This is a genomic window from Halobaculum magnesiiphilum, assembly GCF_019823105.1.
GTDB classification, from domain to species: Archaea; Halobacteriota; Halobacteria; order Halobacteriales; family Haloferacaceae; genus Halobaculum; species Halobaculum magnesiiphilum.
The window spans coordinates 709228-724030 of the sequence record NZ_CP081958.1 but is presented as its reverse complement, the minus strand read 5'-3'; the positions used below and the strand labels follow the sequence as shown (position 1 = coordinate 724030).

General features: G+C 58.9%; 15 protein-coding genes, 6 tRNA genes and 2 pseudogenes. 6 read left to right on the top strand and 17 right to left on the bottom strand.

Going from position 1 to position 14803, the window contains the following annotated elements; translation table 11 throughout:
* Nucleotides 1-19: 19 nt before the first annotated feature.
* The 12 genes and pseudogenes from K6T50_RS03750 to K6T50_RS03695 all read right to left on the bottom strand — a co-directional run bounded on the left by K6T50_RS03750 (nt 20) and on the right by K6T50_RS03695 (nt 4742).
* Nucleotides 20-151, bottom strand: a tRNA-Arg gene (locus tag K6T50_RS03750).
* Between the two features lie 425 nt (nt 152-576).
* Nucleotides 577-652, bottom strand: a tRNA-Glu gene (locus K6T50_RS03745).
* 47 nt (nt 653-699) lie between these two features.
* The gene (locus K6T50_RS03740; protein ID WP_222608073.1) at nt 700-1104 is read right to left on the bottom strand and encodes a hypothetical protein; all 405 of its coding nucleotides are present in this window, start codon (nt 1102-1104) and stop codon (nt 700-702) included.
* A gap of 12 nt (nt 1105-1116) precedes the next feature.
* Nucleotides 1117-1187 (bottom strand) — tRNA-Met (locus K6T50_RS03735).
* Between the two features lie 196 nt (nt 1188-1383).
* Nucleotides 1384-1456 (bottom strand) — tRNA-Leu (locus K6T50_RS03730).
* Nucleotides 1457-1707: 251 nt separating this feature from the next.
* A tRNA-Asp gene (locus K6T50_RS03725) sits at nt 1708-1781 on the bottom strand.
* Between the two features lie 3 nt (nt 1782-1784).
* Nucleotides 1785-1860, bottom strand: a tRNA-Gln gene (locus K6T50_RS03720).
* Between the two features lie 749 nt (nt 1861-2609).
* Nucleotides 2610-3032 (bottom strand): GtrA family protein, encoded by a 423-nt coding sequence (locus K6T50_RS03715; RefSeq protein ID WP_222608072.1) that lies wholly within the window; start codon nt 3030-3032, stop codon nt 2610-2612.
* A 351-nt stretch (nt 3033-3383) separates the two neighbouring features.
* Nucleotides 3384-3821 carry an HVO_A0114 family putative DNA-binding protein gene (locus tag K6T50_RS03710; protein WP_222608071.1) on the bottom strand — a complete coding sequence of 146 codons (438 nt, stop codon included), beginning with the start codon at nt 3819-3821 and terminating at the stop codon, nt 3384-3386.
* The gene (locus tag K6T50_RS03705; protein ID WP_222608070.1) at nt 3802-4143 is read right to left on the bottom strand and encodes a toxin-antitoxin system TumE family protein; all 342 of its coding nucleotides are present in this window, start codon (nt 4141-4143) and stop codon (nt 3802-3804) included. Before K6T50_RS03705 ends, K6T50_RS03710 begins: the two co-directional genes overlap by 20 nt.
* Before the next feature lie 203 nt (nt 4144-4346).
* A pseudogene (locus K6T50_RS19250) lies at nt 4347-4451 on the bottom strand (PIN domain-containing protein); the annotation flags it as partial.
* On the bottom strand, nt 4452-4742 hold the full coding sequence (locus K6T50_RS03695) for a UPF0175 family protein (RefSeq protein WP_222608069.1): 291 nt from the start codon (nt 4740-4742) through the stop codon (nt 4452-4454).
* A gap of 370 nt (nt 4743-5112) precedes the next feature.
* On the opposite strand from K6T50_RS03695, the gene K6T50_RS03690 reads away from it, so the two are divergent.
* Nucleotides 5113-6366, top strand: a complete 1254-nt coding sequence (locus K6T50_RS03690; RefSeq protein WP_222608068.1) for an RNA-guided endonuclease InsQ/TnpB family protein — start codon at nt 5113-5115, stop codon at nt 6364-6366.
* Here the strand turns inward: K6T50_RS03690 and K6T50_RS03685 are convergent.
* The gene (locus K6T50_RS03685) at nt 6326-6859 is read right to left on the bottom strand and encodes a DUF7342 family protein (protein WP_222608067.1); all 534 of its coding nucleotides are present in this window, start codon (nt 6857-6859) and stop codon (nt 6326-6328) included. The two genes, K6T50_RS03690 and K6T50_RS03685, sit on opposite strands and share 41 nt — an antisense overlap.
* Nucleotides 6860-6979: 120 nt before the next feature.
* Between K6T50_RS03685 and K6T50_RS03680 the strand changes: the two genes are divergently transcribed.
* From K6T50_RS03680 to K6T50_RS03665, 4 genes and pseudogenes are all read left to right on the top strand, one after another.
* A complete protein-coding gene (locus tag K6T50_RS03680; RefSeq protein ID WP_222608953.1) occupies nt 6980-7255 on the top strand; it encodes a hypothetical protein in 276 nt (91 codons plus the stop codon).
* Between the two features lie 92 nt (nt 7256-7347).
* The gene (locus K6T50_RS03675; protein WP_222608066.1) at nt 7348-8298 is read left to right on the top strand and encodes a helix-turn-helix domain-containing protein; all 951 of its coding nucleotides are present in this window, start codon (nt 7348-7350) and stop codon (nt 8296-8298) included.
* Between the two features lie 137 nt (nt 8299-8435).
* Nucleotides 8436-9692: an RNA-guided endonuclease InsQ/TnpB family protein gene (locus tag K6T50_RS03670; protein WP_222608065.1), complete on the top strand. Its 1257-nt coding sequence runs from the start codon at nt 8436-8438 to the stop codon at nt 9690-9692.
* A gap of 19 nt (nt 9693-9711) precedes the next feature.
* Nucleotides 9712-10572: pseudogene (locus K6T50_RS03665) on the top strand (hypothetical protein).
* Between the two features lie 708 nt (nt 10573-11280).
* Here the strand turns inward: K6T50_RS03665 and K6T50_RS03660 are convergent.
* From K6T50_RS03660 to K6T50_RS03650, 3 genes are all read right to left on the bottom strand, one after another.
* On the bottom strand, nt 11281-12120 hold the full coding sequence (locus K6T50_RS03660) for a hypothetical protein (RefSeq protein ID WP_222608064.1): 840 nt from the start codon (nt 12118-12120) through the stop codon (nt 11281-11283).
* Between the two features lie 63 nt (nt 12121-12183).
* Nucleotides 12184-12861 carry a hypothetical protein gene (locus K6T50_RS03655; RefSeq protein ID WP_222608063.1) on the bottom strand — a complete coding sequence of 226 codons (678 nt, stop codon included), beginning with the start codon at nt 12859-12861 and terminating at the stop codon, nt 12184-12186.
* A complete protein-coding gene (locus tag K6T50_RS03650; RefSeq protein WP_222608062.1) occupies nt 12858-13352 on the bottom strand; it encodes a hypothetical protein in 495 nt (164 codons plus the stop codon). The genes K6T50_RS03655 and K6T50_RS03650 overlap by 4 nt, the downstream gene beginning before the upstream one ends.
* A 263-nt stretch (nt 13353-13615) precedes the next feature.
* Between K6T50_RS03650 and K6T50_RS03645 the strand changes: the two genes are divergently transcribed.
* Entirely contained in the window at nt 13616-13864 is a 249-nt protein-coding gene (locus tag K6T50_RS03645) for a winged helix-turn-helix domain-containing protein (RefSeq protein WP_222608061.1), read from the top strand.
* Here the strand turns inward: K6T50_RS03645 and K6T50_RS19245 are convergent.
* Nucleotides 13861-14088: a MarR family transcriptional regulator gene (locus K6T50_RS19245; protein WP_222608060.1), complete on the bottom strand. Its 228-nt coding sequence runs from the start codon at nt 14086-14088 to the stop codon at nt 13861-13863. The genes K6T50_RS03645 and K6T50_RS19245 overlap by 4 nt on opposite strands.
* Nucleotides 14089-14803: the final 715 nt, after the last annotated feature.

Sequence of the window (14803 nt, the reverse complement as noted above, 5' to 3'; positions counted from 1 at the left end):
CTCGCATCGCTCGGCTGGACGTTCCCGGCACGATTCGAACGTGCGACACCCGGCTTCGAAGGCCGGTGTCCTCGTGAGGTTCGAAGACCCGAAGGAGGGCTCGTCAGAGTCTCGCTCTGACGGTGCTCTGTCCTGACTGAGCTACGGGAACACGAGTGGCCGAACAATTTCTGGAGCGAACGACGGGATTCGAACCCGTAGAGTGCCATCGACATAACGCTCCAGATCGACGGCCACTGGCGACACGGCGACCGGAAAACTGTCGGAGCGGAACCGGTGTCGAGCGTCCTCTCGTACGCTCTTTGTCCGGGATGTTCTCGATGGACTGCGCCACCGACAGGATTTGAACCTGCGAGTTCCTAGCGAAGCAACGCTCCGACTCGACGGTCGCCACGTGCGGTCGGGCAACCGGTGGTGCGACGGGCTATGACTCCCGTTGGTGTGCTTTGCGGGCTGAAGGAACGCACCACCTGGACGACCACACGCTTGGGGAAAGCCGACCGTGACAGCGTCACGGATCCGTGGCTGCCAGCTATGTCAGACACGGGAAAACGCTGTCAGAGCCAGCCCCCCGAGTGCTCCCGAGGGGAATCGAACCCCTGGCCTCCAGTTTGAAAAACTGGCGTCTCTCGCCAACGGAGACTCCGGGAGCGCAGTAGGGACGAAATCAAGCGCTGAGGTGCGGCGGACACGCACGGATTATTGCAAGCGCTCGAAGCCCTCGAGTTGCCCGTGCGTGAACGTCACTTGATACGTGACGAGTGTATCGAGATCCTCGAAGGAGTGTTTGAGCTTGAAGCGGCCGTGGTAGTCGTCTCGTTCGATCCAGCCGTCGTGGACTCGATTCAGACTACCGGCCATGTAGCGAAAATCGTCCTCGTCGACGTCGTCACGGCTCGCGTATGGTCGGTCTTCTGGCGGGACCGCTTCGGTGTGCCACTCCTCTTCGAGGAGCCGACCGTCCGCCGTAATCCGAAATGTGGTCATGGTCGGTCGATCGATGCCTTTCGTCTGCCAGTCGACGTCCTCGGCAGGAGTCATCCTTTCGGGGTACTCCGGTAGGTGGACGTCGTCGTAGAGTTCGACTGTATCGAATAGTCCCATTGTTGTCCTCCATTGCGGGACCAGGAGTCGAACCTGGGCCTCGGGGATATGAGCCCCGTGGACTGCCATTACCCTATCCCGCAGCACCACAATTCGGAACTCACTCATGGGCATCTGTCAGTTCTCCACAGCTGTCCGTCCCTCAGTCTCGTCGGCTGGAAGTGAGGGGGTCTCGGACTGTTGGAGAATGCTCCAGCCCGGATTCGAACCGGGAGGCCGAACATAGACGGCCACGGCATAGCAGGCCGCTGGGTTCCCCAATACCCAGTCGTGGCACAGTGAGCCGACGAGGATTCGAACCTCGGTCCTGTGCGCCTAAAGCACAGATCGTCGTCCGCTGGACCATCGGCTTACTGGACTGCCGAGCGTTCGGCAGCTGATTCGCTATCTGTACGACTGTTTCCAACTGTGCAACCGCGACCGAGTAGTTGTGGTTGCGCGTCTCATCGCGGGGGCGTACTTCGGGTGTTCCCTGGAATACCACACCGGCTCATGTAGGTTGCAGACCCTGCTGGGCCCAGCATCGTCGGAACGATCTAGCTGATCGCACCAACGGGCTGCCTACCTCGATGGGTATCCCCACGTGGCCACGCCACGCATCCACGCCGACGCCGGGATTTGAACCCGGATCACGGCCGTGACAGGACCGTATGCTCGCCGGATTACACCACGTCGGCATGTCGCCCCGGCCGGAATCGAACCGGCGACCTCCGGATTCAAAGTCCGGCGTCCCTCGCCAGCGGAGACTCCGGGGCTCGACGTAGCCGCAGCTCTCGCTGCGGGGCTGTTGGCTAACGACTTCCGTACGCTCAGCGCGGACGGAGTCCGCTCGCTCCTGTATCGGGACGAACGGAAACCAAGCAGCCGCGAGCCTGGCATCCCGCACTCGCATCAGGCTGTGTCCTGAGCGAGTACCGGGCACAGGCAGGCGGCAATCCCGTGTTCCCCGACCCGTGACGGGTAGTCCGTATGGGGGCCGAGTTATGCGGGTGAGAGTGTCCGGCCGTCGCCGGATTGCGTCGAACTCTCGTATTCGAAGTCGACGTGGATCCGGCGGTTTGCGCCCGGGCTCTTCGCACGCTGATCTTGTAGGCACTCGCCGAACACGGGACCCGCGGCTAAGCGAGAACGAGCACGCCGCGGGGTGAGGCGAGTGATCATCATCGTGTTGAATTCTCTCGGTTTGAGGGGTGTATCGGACGTCAGCCTGGAATATCGTGGCAATTGTATTAAAATTAGTCAGTGTGTGTTACTAAGTACCACATATATCTAATCACTCTCGAGTAGTTCGGACTCGCAGATCGAATTGCCTCCCCGAATACGTTTGTACAAACGCCTCACCATTTGACGACCCGATCTGAGCGCCAAGGGTCTGAATTCCACACTCACCGATATACGTATAAATACATCGGTGAAATTGGAATCTATGAGGGAAGCGGAGCTACGGGTTATCGACTATTTGCGGGATCGGTCCTACTCGGTTGGCGAATTAGCCAGTGAAGATGTCATCCCCAGGTCCACTGAACATCGAGCACGTACCGATAGAGCCCGCTGAACACGATGGCAACCGCGTTGGCCAGCAAATACGGGACCTGCTGCCAGTCAACGAGCAGGTACAGCACCACGAGTTGGATCGGAATCGCCGTTCCACGAACGAGATTCGTCTTGAGCAGGCCCACCACATATCCGCCCACTCCCGAGTTCTGCATCCGCCGAAACGTCCACGCATTGTTCAGGACATACGAGAGGACGATCGTGATCTCGATCGCGACTACTGCCCCGATCAGATAATGCACTCCAGCAGTCTCGACGAACAACCAGAGCAAGGCCATCTGGACTCCGGCCGCGATGGTCCCGACGATAACGAACCGTCGGAGCTGACGCGAGAGCGGGCCACTCTCGACGTGGCGAAGCACCGTCCGGAGCATCTCCTGGGTCGAACATACGGGCGCTCCCGATAGTACGTGGCGGTCGGTCGGAGTCTGCCCCAGCCGATCGGCGGACGGGTGGCCGGGCTGGGGAGTCGATTCCCGTTGCTGGGTAGGTAGGTATTCAGGGAAATCGTGTAGCACGGTGGTGTGGTCGATACCGCTGTCGTGGTTTGGGGGTCCTCGCTGTACACGAACCAACTGGTATTCCAACCGTCTGGGAAGCCCCGCCGTGTACCGCGGGGAGTATTTCACTCTCTTCGAGGAGATGGCTATCCTCGATCAACGAGAACCGGCTGTGCAGGGACTGGACGCTCGATGAACTCGACGACTGGCGGCCGCCGGCGTAGCCTACGCCTCGACAGAGTCTTCGTTCGCTCCGTCGCCGGCGGTCAGCGGGAGTTCAACGGCGATCTCGTCGTACCACACGTGCGGCCGCTTCGGCTTCCCCGGTCCCTCGCTCTCGAAGCTGATCAGGTCCAGCTCCTCCAACTCTTCCAGGTTCCGGTGAACCTGCCGGACATCACGGTCGACGAGGCGCGCTGTCTCCCGGATGCTCTCCGGTTGTTCGCTCGCGAGGACGCGGAGGAGCTCCAGATTCTTCGGTCGCGTCACCCGGTGGAGGTTGTCGACGTCACGGTAGACGCGCTCGAGGTAGGGAACCGGCTCATCGCCACGGTCGAGTGCCGCCAGCGCCTCCTCGACGCGGTCAGCATTGCCCGTGGCGAACCGGATGTGCATGATGCGGTTCTCGGTCGTCTCGTCGGGGTCAGTCCCAGGGTTCGTCATTTTCTCTCACCTCGTGTTTGAACTCGCGGTAGAGTTCGCGCAGGCCGTCGAACGCGACCGACTCGATCCCTCCGTCCTCTGTATGTTTGTGATGGACCGGTGCGCCAGGATGATCCGGAAAGTTGTCGTACCGGATGATCGTGCCATCTTCGCCGTCAGGAGCGTTCGTGTGCCCGTACTGCATCGAATACTTGACGCCGTCGGGGTAGCGGTCTGAGCGGGGGACGTGGTACGCACTGATCTGCACGTACGTCGCGTTTTCGGGAAACCGCTCGCGGACGTCGAGTACCTGCGTTGCACCGTTATCGTCGTCCCACGGCATCACCCGTTGTTACAGGCTCCAACACAAAAGGTGTTGCTCTCCTCCCCAATGGTGGGAACTGGTTCGCCCACCTCCCTGTACCCGCAACTGGTGTCTCAGTACAGTTTAAACAAACTTCTACGAAACAATTTGGTGCGAACGTTGCTACCGAATCGAGTGATACGTGGCTGCTTGCTCTCTCCCACTATAGACTAATACACTACGTAGACGAGTTCGGCGATACCACACGACACCTCGAGGTGCTGGACGAGCGTGAGTCGATCGACCTTCGCGAGGTAGCTGAGCGGCGTTGCGTCGAAGACCCACATTCACAGCGCCTCGAGGTCCGAGTCGAGATGCTCGTCGGCCACCCAGGTGATATCGTGTTCGTTGGCGAGCTGTGCAAAGTCCCAGACGGACATCCCCGCCAGCTCGGCCGCTTTAGCGAACGTGATGGTTCCAGCTGCAAGTTGGTCGAGTGCTCGTTGGCGTTGCCACTCAGCAAGCCCCTCCGAGAGAAGCTTTCGAACAGCCGTACTTCGGTCGAGGTTTTCGTCTTCGAGGTATGCGTCGAGTTCTGCTTCCAATTCATCGGGCACGCATGCCGAGATCGTTCCCATACTATTCGCAATGTATGCATTGTGTACAATGATTTCGGCGACTCGTCTGGGTTTCACTCGCCGGATCCGAACCAGTGAGTGAGGGGGTCACCCGTGAAAACACTCGACATGCGGACTCTACTTACGTAGTTCCAAACGGTGTTTACCGGACTGCTTCGTTCGGGAGGTGAGGGACGCCGTCTTCCCACGTCACCACATCGAGAATATCCACGAGATCATCGATTCGCCGGTCAAACACATTCAACTGAAGCGGTAGCGCGGAGTCCCCTTCCTCAAGGAGCGAGCGGAGCGAGTGAGTAGGGAGGGGGGGAGCGCGTTCGTATCGAGTACAGACACTATTCTATAAGTAGGTACGTACATACATTGAATTGTGGCAGACGACTACGTGCGTCGGACGGCAATCACCCGCCTCTCGGTAAACGGCAGGCAACGAACGTTGCTTGAGGAAACCATCTCCGAGTGGAAGCGTGGTTGCCAACTCGCCACGGACATGGCGTGGGGCAAGTGTAACGCGAAAAGCGACGTACAGCCTCTCGCCTACGACGACGTGCGCGACCAGACCGACCTCGGGAGTCAGCACGCGATTCTCGCCACCCACCAAGCCGCCCAAGCCATCACCGGCTGTCTCGAACGCCGCTCCAACGGCAAGAACGTGAGCAAGCCGACCTTCACAGCGCCTACGGTGAAGTACGACACCCGGACAATGACACTATTTGACGACGATACGGTGTCCCTCTCCACAACGGAGAGTCGCATCCGGTGTCGGCTTGCCCTTCCCGATGCCGACGACGGCTACCAACGGCAGTATCTCGACTCCGACGAGTGGGAGCCAACAGAAAGCACGCTCACAACTCGCGACGGTGACTACTTCCTGCATATGGGGTTTCGCCGACCCAAGACCGACACCGAGCGAAACACCGCCGAGGACGGAACGGTTCTCGGGGTTGACCTCGGTATCGAAAACCTCGCCGTCACTAGCACCGCCCGATTCATCAATGGACGCGAACTCTCTCATACCCTCCGCGAGTTCGAGAACGTGCGTGCAGGACTTCAACAGACCGGCACTCGGAGCGCCCACCGAACACTCGAACAGTCGAGTGGACGTGCGCTTCGATACGTCCGCGACGTACTCCACCGAGCGTCGAACGCGATCGTGGATGAAGCACTCCGATACGAGTGTGACGTGATCGCGTTCGAGGACTTGACCGACATCCGCGACCGGACAGGCGCGTCGTGGGGGCACAAATGGGCGTTCCGAACGCTGTACGAGCAAGTAGAGTACAAAGCCGAGGCAGATGGCATCTCGGTGAAGCAAGTGGGTTCGGCGTACACGTCGAAGCGGTGCGCCGAATGCGGGTTCACTGCAGACGAAAACCGCCTGACTCGTACTGACTTCCGTTGCGTGAAGTGCGAGTCAGAGGCGAACGCGGACTACAACGCAGCAAAGAACATCGGGATGCGGTATGTCCGTCGAGGTCAACAGTCGTCTCGGCGGACGGGCGACAGTCAGCTCGCCCTGAAGTCTGGAACAGTGACGCCGAGTGGCGGATTCACCGCCCACCCGAAAGGGTTCGACGCCGAGTTCATGGACAAGCCCCTCCCTCAAAACGCCGAAGGCGTTTAGGGTGGGGTAGTTGACGCGCATGTTTGAGGAGACGCTTGTTGTCCTCGTATCGTTCCCACTGGCGTAGTATGCGGTTGCGCTCTCGAATTCTCTCACTGTCGAGGGCGTCATCAGTGAGCGTCGCTTCTAATTCATCCCAGGATTCGACATCGAATCGGCCCTTCCACTCGTCGATGTCTGCATGAATGGAGGCGATCTCATCACGAAGTTCTGCTCGCGTGTGCGTGTTGATCAACTCGGCCACCTCGTCGAAGTAGCGACGTTGGTAGTTCGGCGCGTACTTCCTGTTTCCGTCGTCGCCTCCAACAGCCTGTACTTGCCCGAAGTCGACCAGCATCTCCAGCTCGTCTTTCGCAGTTTGCCACGACGACACCTGCGCTTCTTCACGGACCCATTCGACAGACCGCGGTTCGGTGATCGTGGTCACGATCTCTCGTACACGCTCTCGTGCAGTGAGGTCGTCAGTCCACGAGTCGAGTCCACGGTCAGTCATACTCACCGATGCGCGACTTCTTCTATTATTTCTTTGGACGGGTCACAGATATCCGAGATAGAGTACTAGACGAGACTGGATGAATGACACGTACGAGGCGTGTCGTTTGTCACACGTTCTGTGGTCGGCCTGCTGTGGGAGATGATGGACGAACCGGGCAATGAACTGAAGACCGACGTCGATGAGCGTGCCAACGCACCGGATTTGAATGACGACGGTATACGTTGGACGACATCGACCGGCGCAATCGTAATCGATGCACAGGCAGTCCGCCAACTCTGCGAAGTACATTGCTTCGGGACCCTGAATTGGGAAGTGGACGAATCCGGTGAAGAACTCGACATCCAGACCGCGGGGCGTTCAAGCGGGCGAGTTGGCAATTCCACGGGTCTCTAGAGAACGCACTCGCAGACATCGTACCGGAATAACTCGATTGTCAACCCAAATCCAGAAACCTTTATATATGGATGGGGTTTAGGGTATACACAGTGATTTCAAAGGCCGGAATCGCCGTGATTGACGCTCTGAGTACCGGCCGAGAAGCGACGCCAGTGGATCTCGCAACTGAAACCGGGTATTCACAGACACACATCTACGAGGTGCTCGATGACTTGCTGGACGCGGGGCTCTTGATCGAACGCCGTAGGCCCAACAACCAGCGGAAAGTCCGTGTCGCGGACCACCCGGTCATTGAAGCGTACCGGACGCTGCAGTCGAAGCTCAATCACGTTGAATGGGCTGACCTCCTCTCGCCCGCCGCCCTCAAAGTGTGCTGGTTTCTCGACGAACCCCGTCGAGTATCCGAGATTGCAAAGCGACTCGGGATTACTCGACAAGGCGTTCACAAGGCGCTGTCGCCGCTCAAAAACCGGGCAATGCTGTCCCCGTCTGGCCCCGATTACGCGGTAAGTGAGGACCTCGCACCGCTGCTGGCGTTCGCGCAGGCCGTCGTGACCCACGAGCACCGATCGCGAGCCCGGGATATCGCGCCGAGTGCGACTATCGAGTGGTGCGACCCGAAACGAACACTCGTCCGCGTGCAGACCACTGAAGATACAGACGCGCTACTAGACGCACCAGATTGGCAGGTGACCGGGCTTGGTCGATTCGAGGATTACGGGCTACAATTCTTCCTTGCAGGTGAGCCCGCGTTCTGGTACGCGCCCGACGAGGAACTCACACCGGGCGAAGTGGTGTGTCACACGCTTGCCCTCGATAGCGGCTCCCGCCGGGTTAGCTATGCAATGTTGTTGATCGAGGCGTTAGATATCGACCAGGAGACGCTCACAGAAACGGCAACGTGGTACGATCTGGAAACCACGGTCGCTGCGATGTACCAGGCACCACAGGAAGGGGTCGAAGACTCGGACGAGATCCCTGTCGTCCTTCCAAGTGAATCAGAATTTATGGCGCTCAAAGAGCAGTACGGTGTAGTATGACGGTATTCAACTGAAGCGGTAGCGCGGAGTCCCCTTCCTCAAGGAGCGACCAAAGGGAGCGAGTAGGGAGGGGAGGAGCGCGTTCGTATTGGTTGCACCCACCAACGTATAAGTAGCCCAGCGACCACATTGAATACGTGGCAGACGACTACGTGCGTCGGACGGCAATCACTCGCCTTGAGATAACGGACGAGCAACGCGACCTCCTCGAAGAGACGATCTCCGAGTGGAAGCGTGGTTGCCAACTCGCCACGGACATGGCGTGGGGCACGTGCAACACCAAAAGCGACGTACAGCCCCTCGCCTACGACGACGTGCGCGAACACACCGACCTCGGGAGTCAGCACGCGATTCTCGCCACCCACCAAGCCGCACAAGCCATCACCAGCTGTATCGAACGGAAGGCGAAGGGCAAGAAGGTGAGTAAGCCCACCTTCACCGCACCCACGGTGAAGTACGACACCCGGACCATGACGCTGTTCGATGATGATACGGTGTCGCTCTCCACCACGGAGAGTCGCGTCCGGTGTCCGCTTGCCCTCCCCGACGCCGACGATGGCTACCAGCGACAGTACCTCGACTCCGACGAGTGGAGCGTCACAGAAAGCACGCTCACCGCCCGTGACGGCGACTACCTCTTGCATATCGGTTTCCGCCGGTACAAGAACGATACGGAGCGGAACACCGCCGAGGACGGAACGGTCCTCGGGGTTGACCTCGGTATCGAAAACCTCGCTGTCACCAGCACCGCCTTCTTCTTCAGCGGGCGGGAGTTGGCTCACGACCTCCGCGAGTTCGAGAAAGTACGCGCCGGACTCCAACAGAGCGGGACGCGAAGCGCCCACCGGACGCTCGAACAGTCGAGTGGCCGGGAACTTCGCTACGTCCGCGACGTACTTCACCGAGCGTCGAACGCGATCGTGGATGAAGCACTCCGATACGAGTGTGACGTGATAGTCTTCGAAAACCTAACCCACATCCGCGACCGCACAGGTGCGTCGTGGGGTCACAAGTGGGCGTTCCGAACGCTGTACGAGCAAGTGGAGTATAAAGCCGAAGCGGAAGGTATCTCGGTGAAGCAAGTCGGGTCGGCGTACACGTCGAATCGGTGCGCCGAGTGTGGCTTCACGGCAGACGAGAATCGCCCGACCCGCAACGACTTCCGGTGTGTGAAGTGCGAGTCGGAAGCGAACGCGGACTACAACGCGGCAAAGAACATCGGTATGCGGTATGTCCGCCGGGGCCAACAGTCGTCTCGGCGGACGGGCGACAGTCAGCTCGCCCTGAAGTCTGGAACAGTGACGCCGAGTGGCGGATTCACCGCCCACCCGAAAGGGTTCGACGCCGAGTTCACGGACAAGCCCCACCCTCAACGAGCGAACCCGTCAGGGTGAGCGAAGTAGGGTGGGGTAGTTGACAGGTGGCGAGGCGGTCAAAGAGTTCCTCGAGGAGTTCGATACCTAGCTATCGGAGTCCGTGACGGTGTATCTCCTCGGCGGATCTGCGATGACGGTCCGGGGGTTGAAAGACCAAACCGAAGATATCGATCTTGCGGTGGGTGTTCTTTCTGAGTTCGAACACGTCTACCAGACGCTCACGTCACAGGGATTCACGGTTGTCGACGAACCAACGGAGTCGTTCGAGGGCGTCGGAAAAACCGTCGAACTCCATCACGACAAGCGCGGTTTTCGAATCGATATCTTCGAACAGCAGATCGTCGGGAAAGTCTGGATCACCGACCGGATGCGCGACCGGGCCGAAGAGTTCTGGACCGGGAGTTTGGTAACAGCGTTCATCCTCTCGGATGAGGATATGTTCCTGCTGAAAGCGGTTTCCGGCGGTGATCTAGCGAGTGGCCGTCGACGTGACATCGAAGATATGCGGAAATACGCCCAGCGTGGGCTGGACTACGAATCAATCCTCACTGAGATCGACGAACAGCGACCCTTCAATACCGGCACGACTGAAGCACGGCAGATCCGTGATCGTTCGCATCCCCTATTCACTATCGAGATAGCGGTAAACTCACTGTCGGGGCTCCCAAACAAGTTCACCGCTCGTATCGCAGAGTTCGCGACGGAGTTCGAGGTCGAATATACCGTTCTGGGTGCTGTTGACGATGGGATCGACAACGTCGAAGTACTTCGGAATAGAGTTCTCGCGAATGTGCGAGCACTTTCGGACGACCAGAAAGACACCGTCGATGAAGCAATTGATCGACTAGTCGCAAAGCAGATTCTCGAGCGCGACGGAGATACAGTTCGACGCCGCTGAGCAGGTAATACATGTTTGAGTACAGACTTAGATGATGCCGCCACCCACGAGCAGGACAGTGAGAGCTGGTAGCTGTGTGATGTTCGATACAGCCCGTCGGATGTTAGTTGTCATGTGTGTCGGTTATTCTCAATTTCAAATCTGCGTCGGAGCGACTACCGAGCACGCGATCGCGGGGGGCGGGGCGACGGGGACGCCGGAGCCGACACCACGATCTGGCGGAACGGTCGGTCACCACTCGCCGTCGACGGCCGCTCAGCAGGCGGCGTGTGTGTCGTTGGTAGTATCGTTGGACTTGTCTGGAACGAGTTTGGTTGGTGCGTACACCCCCCGCAGATACCCGCTTGAGTGTGATGTCTCGGGATGTAACGATATTGCGGCTGTGAACCGCCTCGGGGTCAAGCCCCGAAGCACTCGGTCTGCTCCGCCTGTAGAGACGGACTGTCAATGGTTTCGACGACTCATCTCGGTTCCATATCTTGACGCTGTCACCTGGTGACAGCCCGTACAACTCCTGTACTGTCCCACAGACCACCGCCGACCACCGCTCTTCGAGACGCACCCACAGCTAGCCACCCACACAGCGTGTGGGTGTGCGTGGGCACGCACCGCGCGATCAGCTGCTGGGATGGGTATCCCAGGCAGGGTAGTCGCGTGTATCGCGGGGTGGTGTCACCCCAAGGCTCGTGGGTGGGGTATCACCAGCTGTCAGGACTCCGAAAGCGCGATCATGAGTCGGTTCTGGGATCTGCCGCCCGTATCGGCCGTCACGTCTCGCGGTGAGTCTGCAGCGAGCGCTTCGAGCTTCTCGAAGATACGGCGGACCTCCGTCGAGGAGAGCTGTTCATCGCGTTTGAGGCTCAACTTCTCTTTGACGACCGGTGCTGAGATGGTGATCCGGCGACCGTACGCATCGTTGGTTGTCGTCCCCCAGTCGCCAATGTGACTGAGCACGTCGCGAGCGCGGTGATGCACGGCATACACCCGGTCGGTGATGTCGCTTGGCCCGTGTTTCAGCAAGCGGGTGAGTGTGTCCTCTGTTGCTCCACCGAGTGGCGATGACGTGTCGAGGTCGACTTTCTCGGCGATCGCATCGACGACGCGACGCAGCCGGGTCGTGTCACTGTCTGTGGGTTCGCCAGATTGTGTACTCGTATCGAGTGCGTCGATGAGCGAGTCGTGTTCTGCGAGCAGTGCCTCTTGGTCATCGGTCAGGTAGCCGCTCTCGTCGCCGACGATAAGCTGGTCAAGCCACGAGAGGTGGCGGTCGTGTTTGATCGTCACCGTGCGCTCGAGCGTCTCAAGGCGATCTGCGAGTTCGACGGGCTGGGGAGCATCTGCTGGGGTCGAATCGTTCTCCAGCTCGCTCACGCGTTCACAGAGCGTCTCCAGTCGCTGCTGTTGTGTCTCGATGAGCTCGGCTTGGTCACTGACGGTCGCTTCGAGGTCGGCAATTGTCGACTGCTGGTCGTGAACGAGCGTAACGAGCTGGTCGATCGTGGTCTCAGTTGTTGACGGTGCGGCTTCGGGCGATGGGGTGTGTGACATGTAGAGTGCGAGTGCTGTGGCTAGTGGTGTGGCGAGCGAACGAGTGGTGAGGGTCGACCGTCGCTACGGTGTGGTCGCCTCCGGCCGACGTGTGACCGTCATCGTGAGTGGGTCGTCAGTCGAGTGCGGAATGACCGACGCGATCGCCCACCCCGCGTCATAGACGAGGTGTGCGACTAGCAGCGGGACTGTTGTCGCCGCTTCATCGAACGTGACGACGACGGTGTCGTCCTCAATTGAGGCCGTCTCGACGAGCTCCCGGTCTGTGAGTGAGTCGGCGAGTTCCGACAGTGAGGCGTTACCTTGGAATCTGGTGTTGTAGATCAGCCACGTATGATACCCACATCGAACAGCACTGACGGTGGATCTTGGATCAGCTTGTAGTTCAGCGAGTTGGCGGTTTAGTTCAGCGATGGTGCCAACTGTTTGTTCGGCATACTCGACAGCAGACTGTATCTTCTGCCCATCTCGCCCGAGTTTCTCCTCGTAATAGTCGGCGAGTATTTTGGTCTTGCGCCACGGCATCGTGCCGATAACACGCGGGTTCTCCAGTGGTTCGTCCGTGTTCTCGAGAGCGAGTCCATCAGCGACGGCCGTGAGGGAGAGCTGGTCACCAGTCGTTGTCTCGACCAGCAGGCGTTCCTCACTCTGATCGATGACCGTCACCGGGTCCGCACGCCCGTCCCACGTCAGGACGTGGCCTTCTATCACCATCAACGGTGTAAGTGGATCGTAGTTCATTGTTCACCCCGCGCGATGGTAAGTTGGAGTGCCTGTCGGAGGTGTGTTCGGGCGTCCCTGTTGTGGGCGAGTGCGAGTGCGTCGGTGAGGGTTTCGTATAGTGGGTCGCGTTCGGTGTCGATCTCGAGGTGACAGCCACAGGGTGTCGCTCGGACACTGGTGTTGTCTCGTGGTGACAACAGCGTGATCGGGGCGTGACACTGCGGGCAGAACGGTACTGCGACTGTTGCATCGGAGTTGGGGTGCCCGAGGATACTCGTGAGGCGAGCCTGGTGCTGCCGGAGGAGTGCGTGCCCGCTGTTCGTGAGTGTGTACGTGTCTTGTTCGGTTGTGATGGCCGTTCCGAGGAGGTCTTTGAGTGCTCTGGAGTCGTCGACTAGTTCGGTGAGGCGCTGGTTCGTGGCTGGGATGTCATCGCGCTCTAATCGAGCGATGGTGACGAGCGTGTCTCGTTGTGCACTCGTGAGATCGCTCCAGGTGTGCTCGGTCATTGGTTTGCGGGTGTTGCGACTGGTTCGGTGTCGGCACGTTGATGCCGACGCGTGTGCGAATCGGTCATGTCGCTTGTGTGCGACCCCACACGGCGGGTGACGGTGGAGCGTCAGCCGCCACATCTGTGGGCGGCGGGTGCGTGTGGAGTCGCGTACTCTTCGAAGGTAGAGCCACTACTTAGTGGTTGCGCATAAACGGTGTTGCGTAGAAACAGATAGCAACCACACACAACTTTACTCAGTGCTATGGTGATTCGATCCATATGCCCGGTCCGGATCCCAAAGTCCCAGACGAGCAGATTCTCCAACTCGTCGCCCTCTCTCCGGACCCTATCGTGACTGCGGGTGAGCTCACCGAGCAGATGGAGATGACACAACAGGGCGTAAACAAGCGACTCAAATCACTTGTTGAAGCTGGCTATCTTGAAAGCCGAAAAGTGGGCGGAGCAGCACGGGTGTACTGGATCACACCTGCAGGGAGAAAGGTGGCAGCAACCGCAGATCTGGACTAACTCTCTGGGAGCCAATAGACTACAGCCGAACTGCCGACTTTTCGTCGACATAGAAGCCCTTGCGAAGCAAGTCGCTTAAGCCGTTTATTCACAGCTTGGCGGGTGATGGGCAACTGTTCAGTGAGATCGCCTGCGGTCCGAATCGGCTGACGTGCGTCTCGGAACAACTGGATAACCTGGTCGTCACTAACCTTCTGTCGGTTCGCGGCCTCTTCGGTGCCCATGCTACTGGATACTCTTTCTGCGCTTCAAAGGTTTTATGGGTTATCCGGAACAATGGTCTACTACGAACACGCACCACAGTCAGCTACTGATGCTGGTGAAATGCCCCCTGTTGGAACAGGTGGGCGGTGGGTGTTCTACAAGGAGAAACAACCCATGTCAATAGATACGACACCGACTGAAATAGCTAGCGACGACGAATCGAATGCTTGCCGTCACGAGAGTACGTTCTGTATAGGGGTGGACCGTGAGAACGACACTGTTCGAACGGGTGTGTTCTCGTGCTTCAAGTGCTACTGTGGAGAAACTCGATCAAGTGAATACAGCTCGAGCAACTTGAACGAAGATCCGCCTGTGAGGGTGAACCTGTGAGTTGTACCGTACTCGCTCGGATCCACGCCCACGAACTGTCGAGCGCGTTGGCTCAGTGTGTGCCAGTCTACGATGTGACTGTACACGCGCCAGGTACCGGAGGCTACAGCCAGTGGACTGTTGAGGCGACGCTCTCGACGAGTGAGGTCACACCGAGAGTCCTTCGAGTACTCACAGCTTGGAACGGTGCGCTGGTTGATGCCTCAATGCAAGGTGAGAACATGATCATCTCGGTGACCGTATAGCCTCAGCGGACAGCACGAGGACCGGCGATTCACCGATGTATTCCTAATAACTAGTTACACGTTGGACATCCTCCAGTGAATTAGCCGAAAGATCCATTGA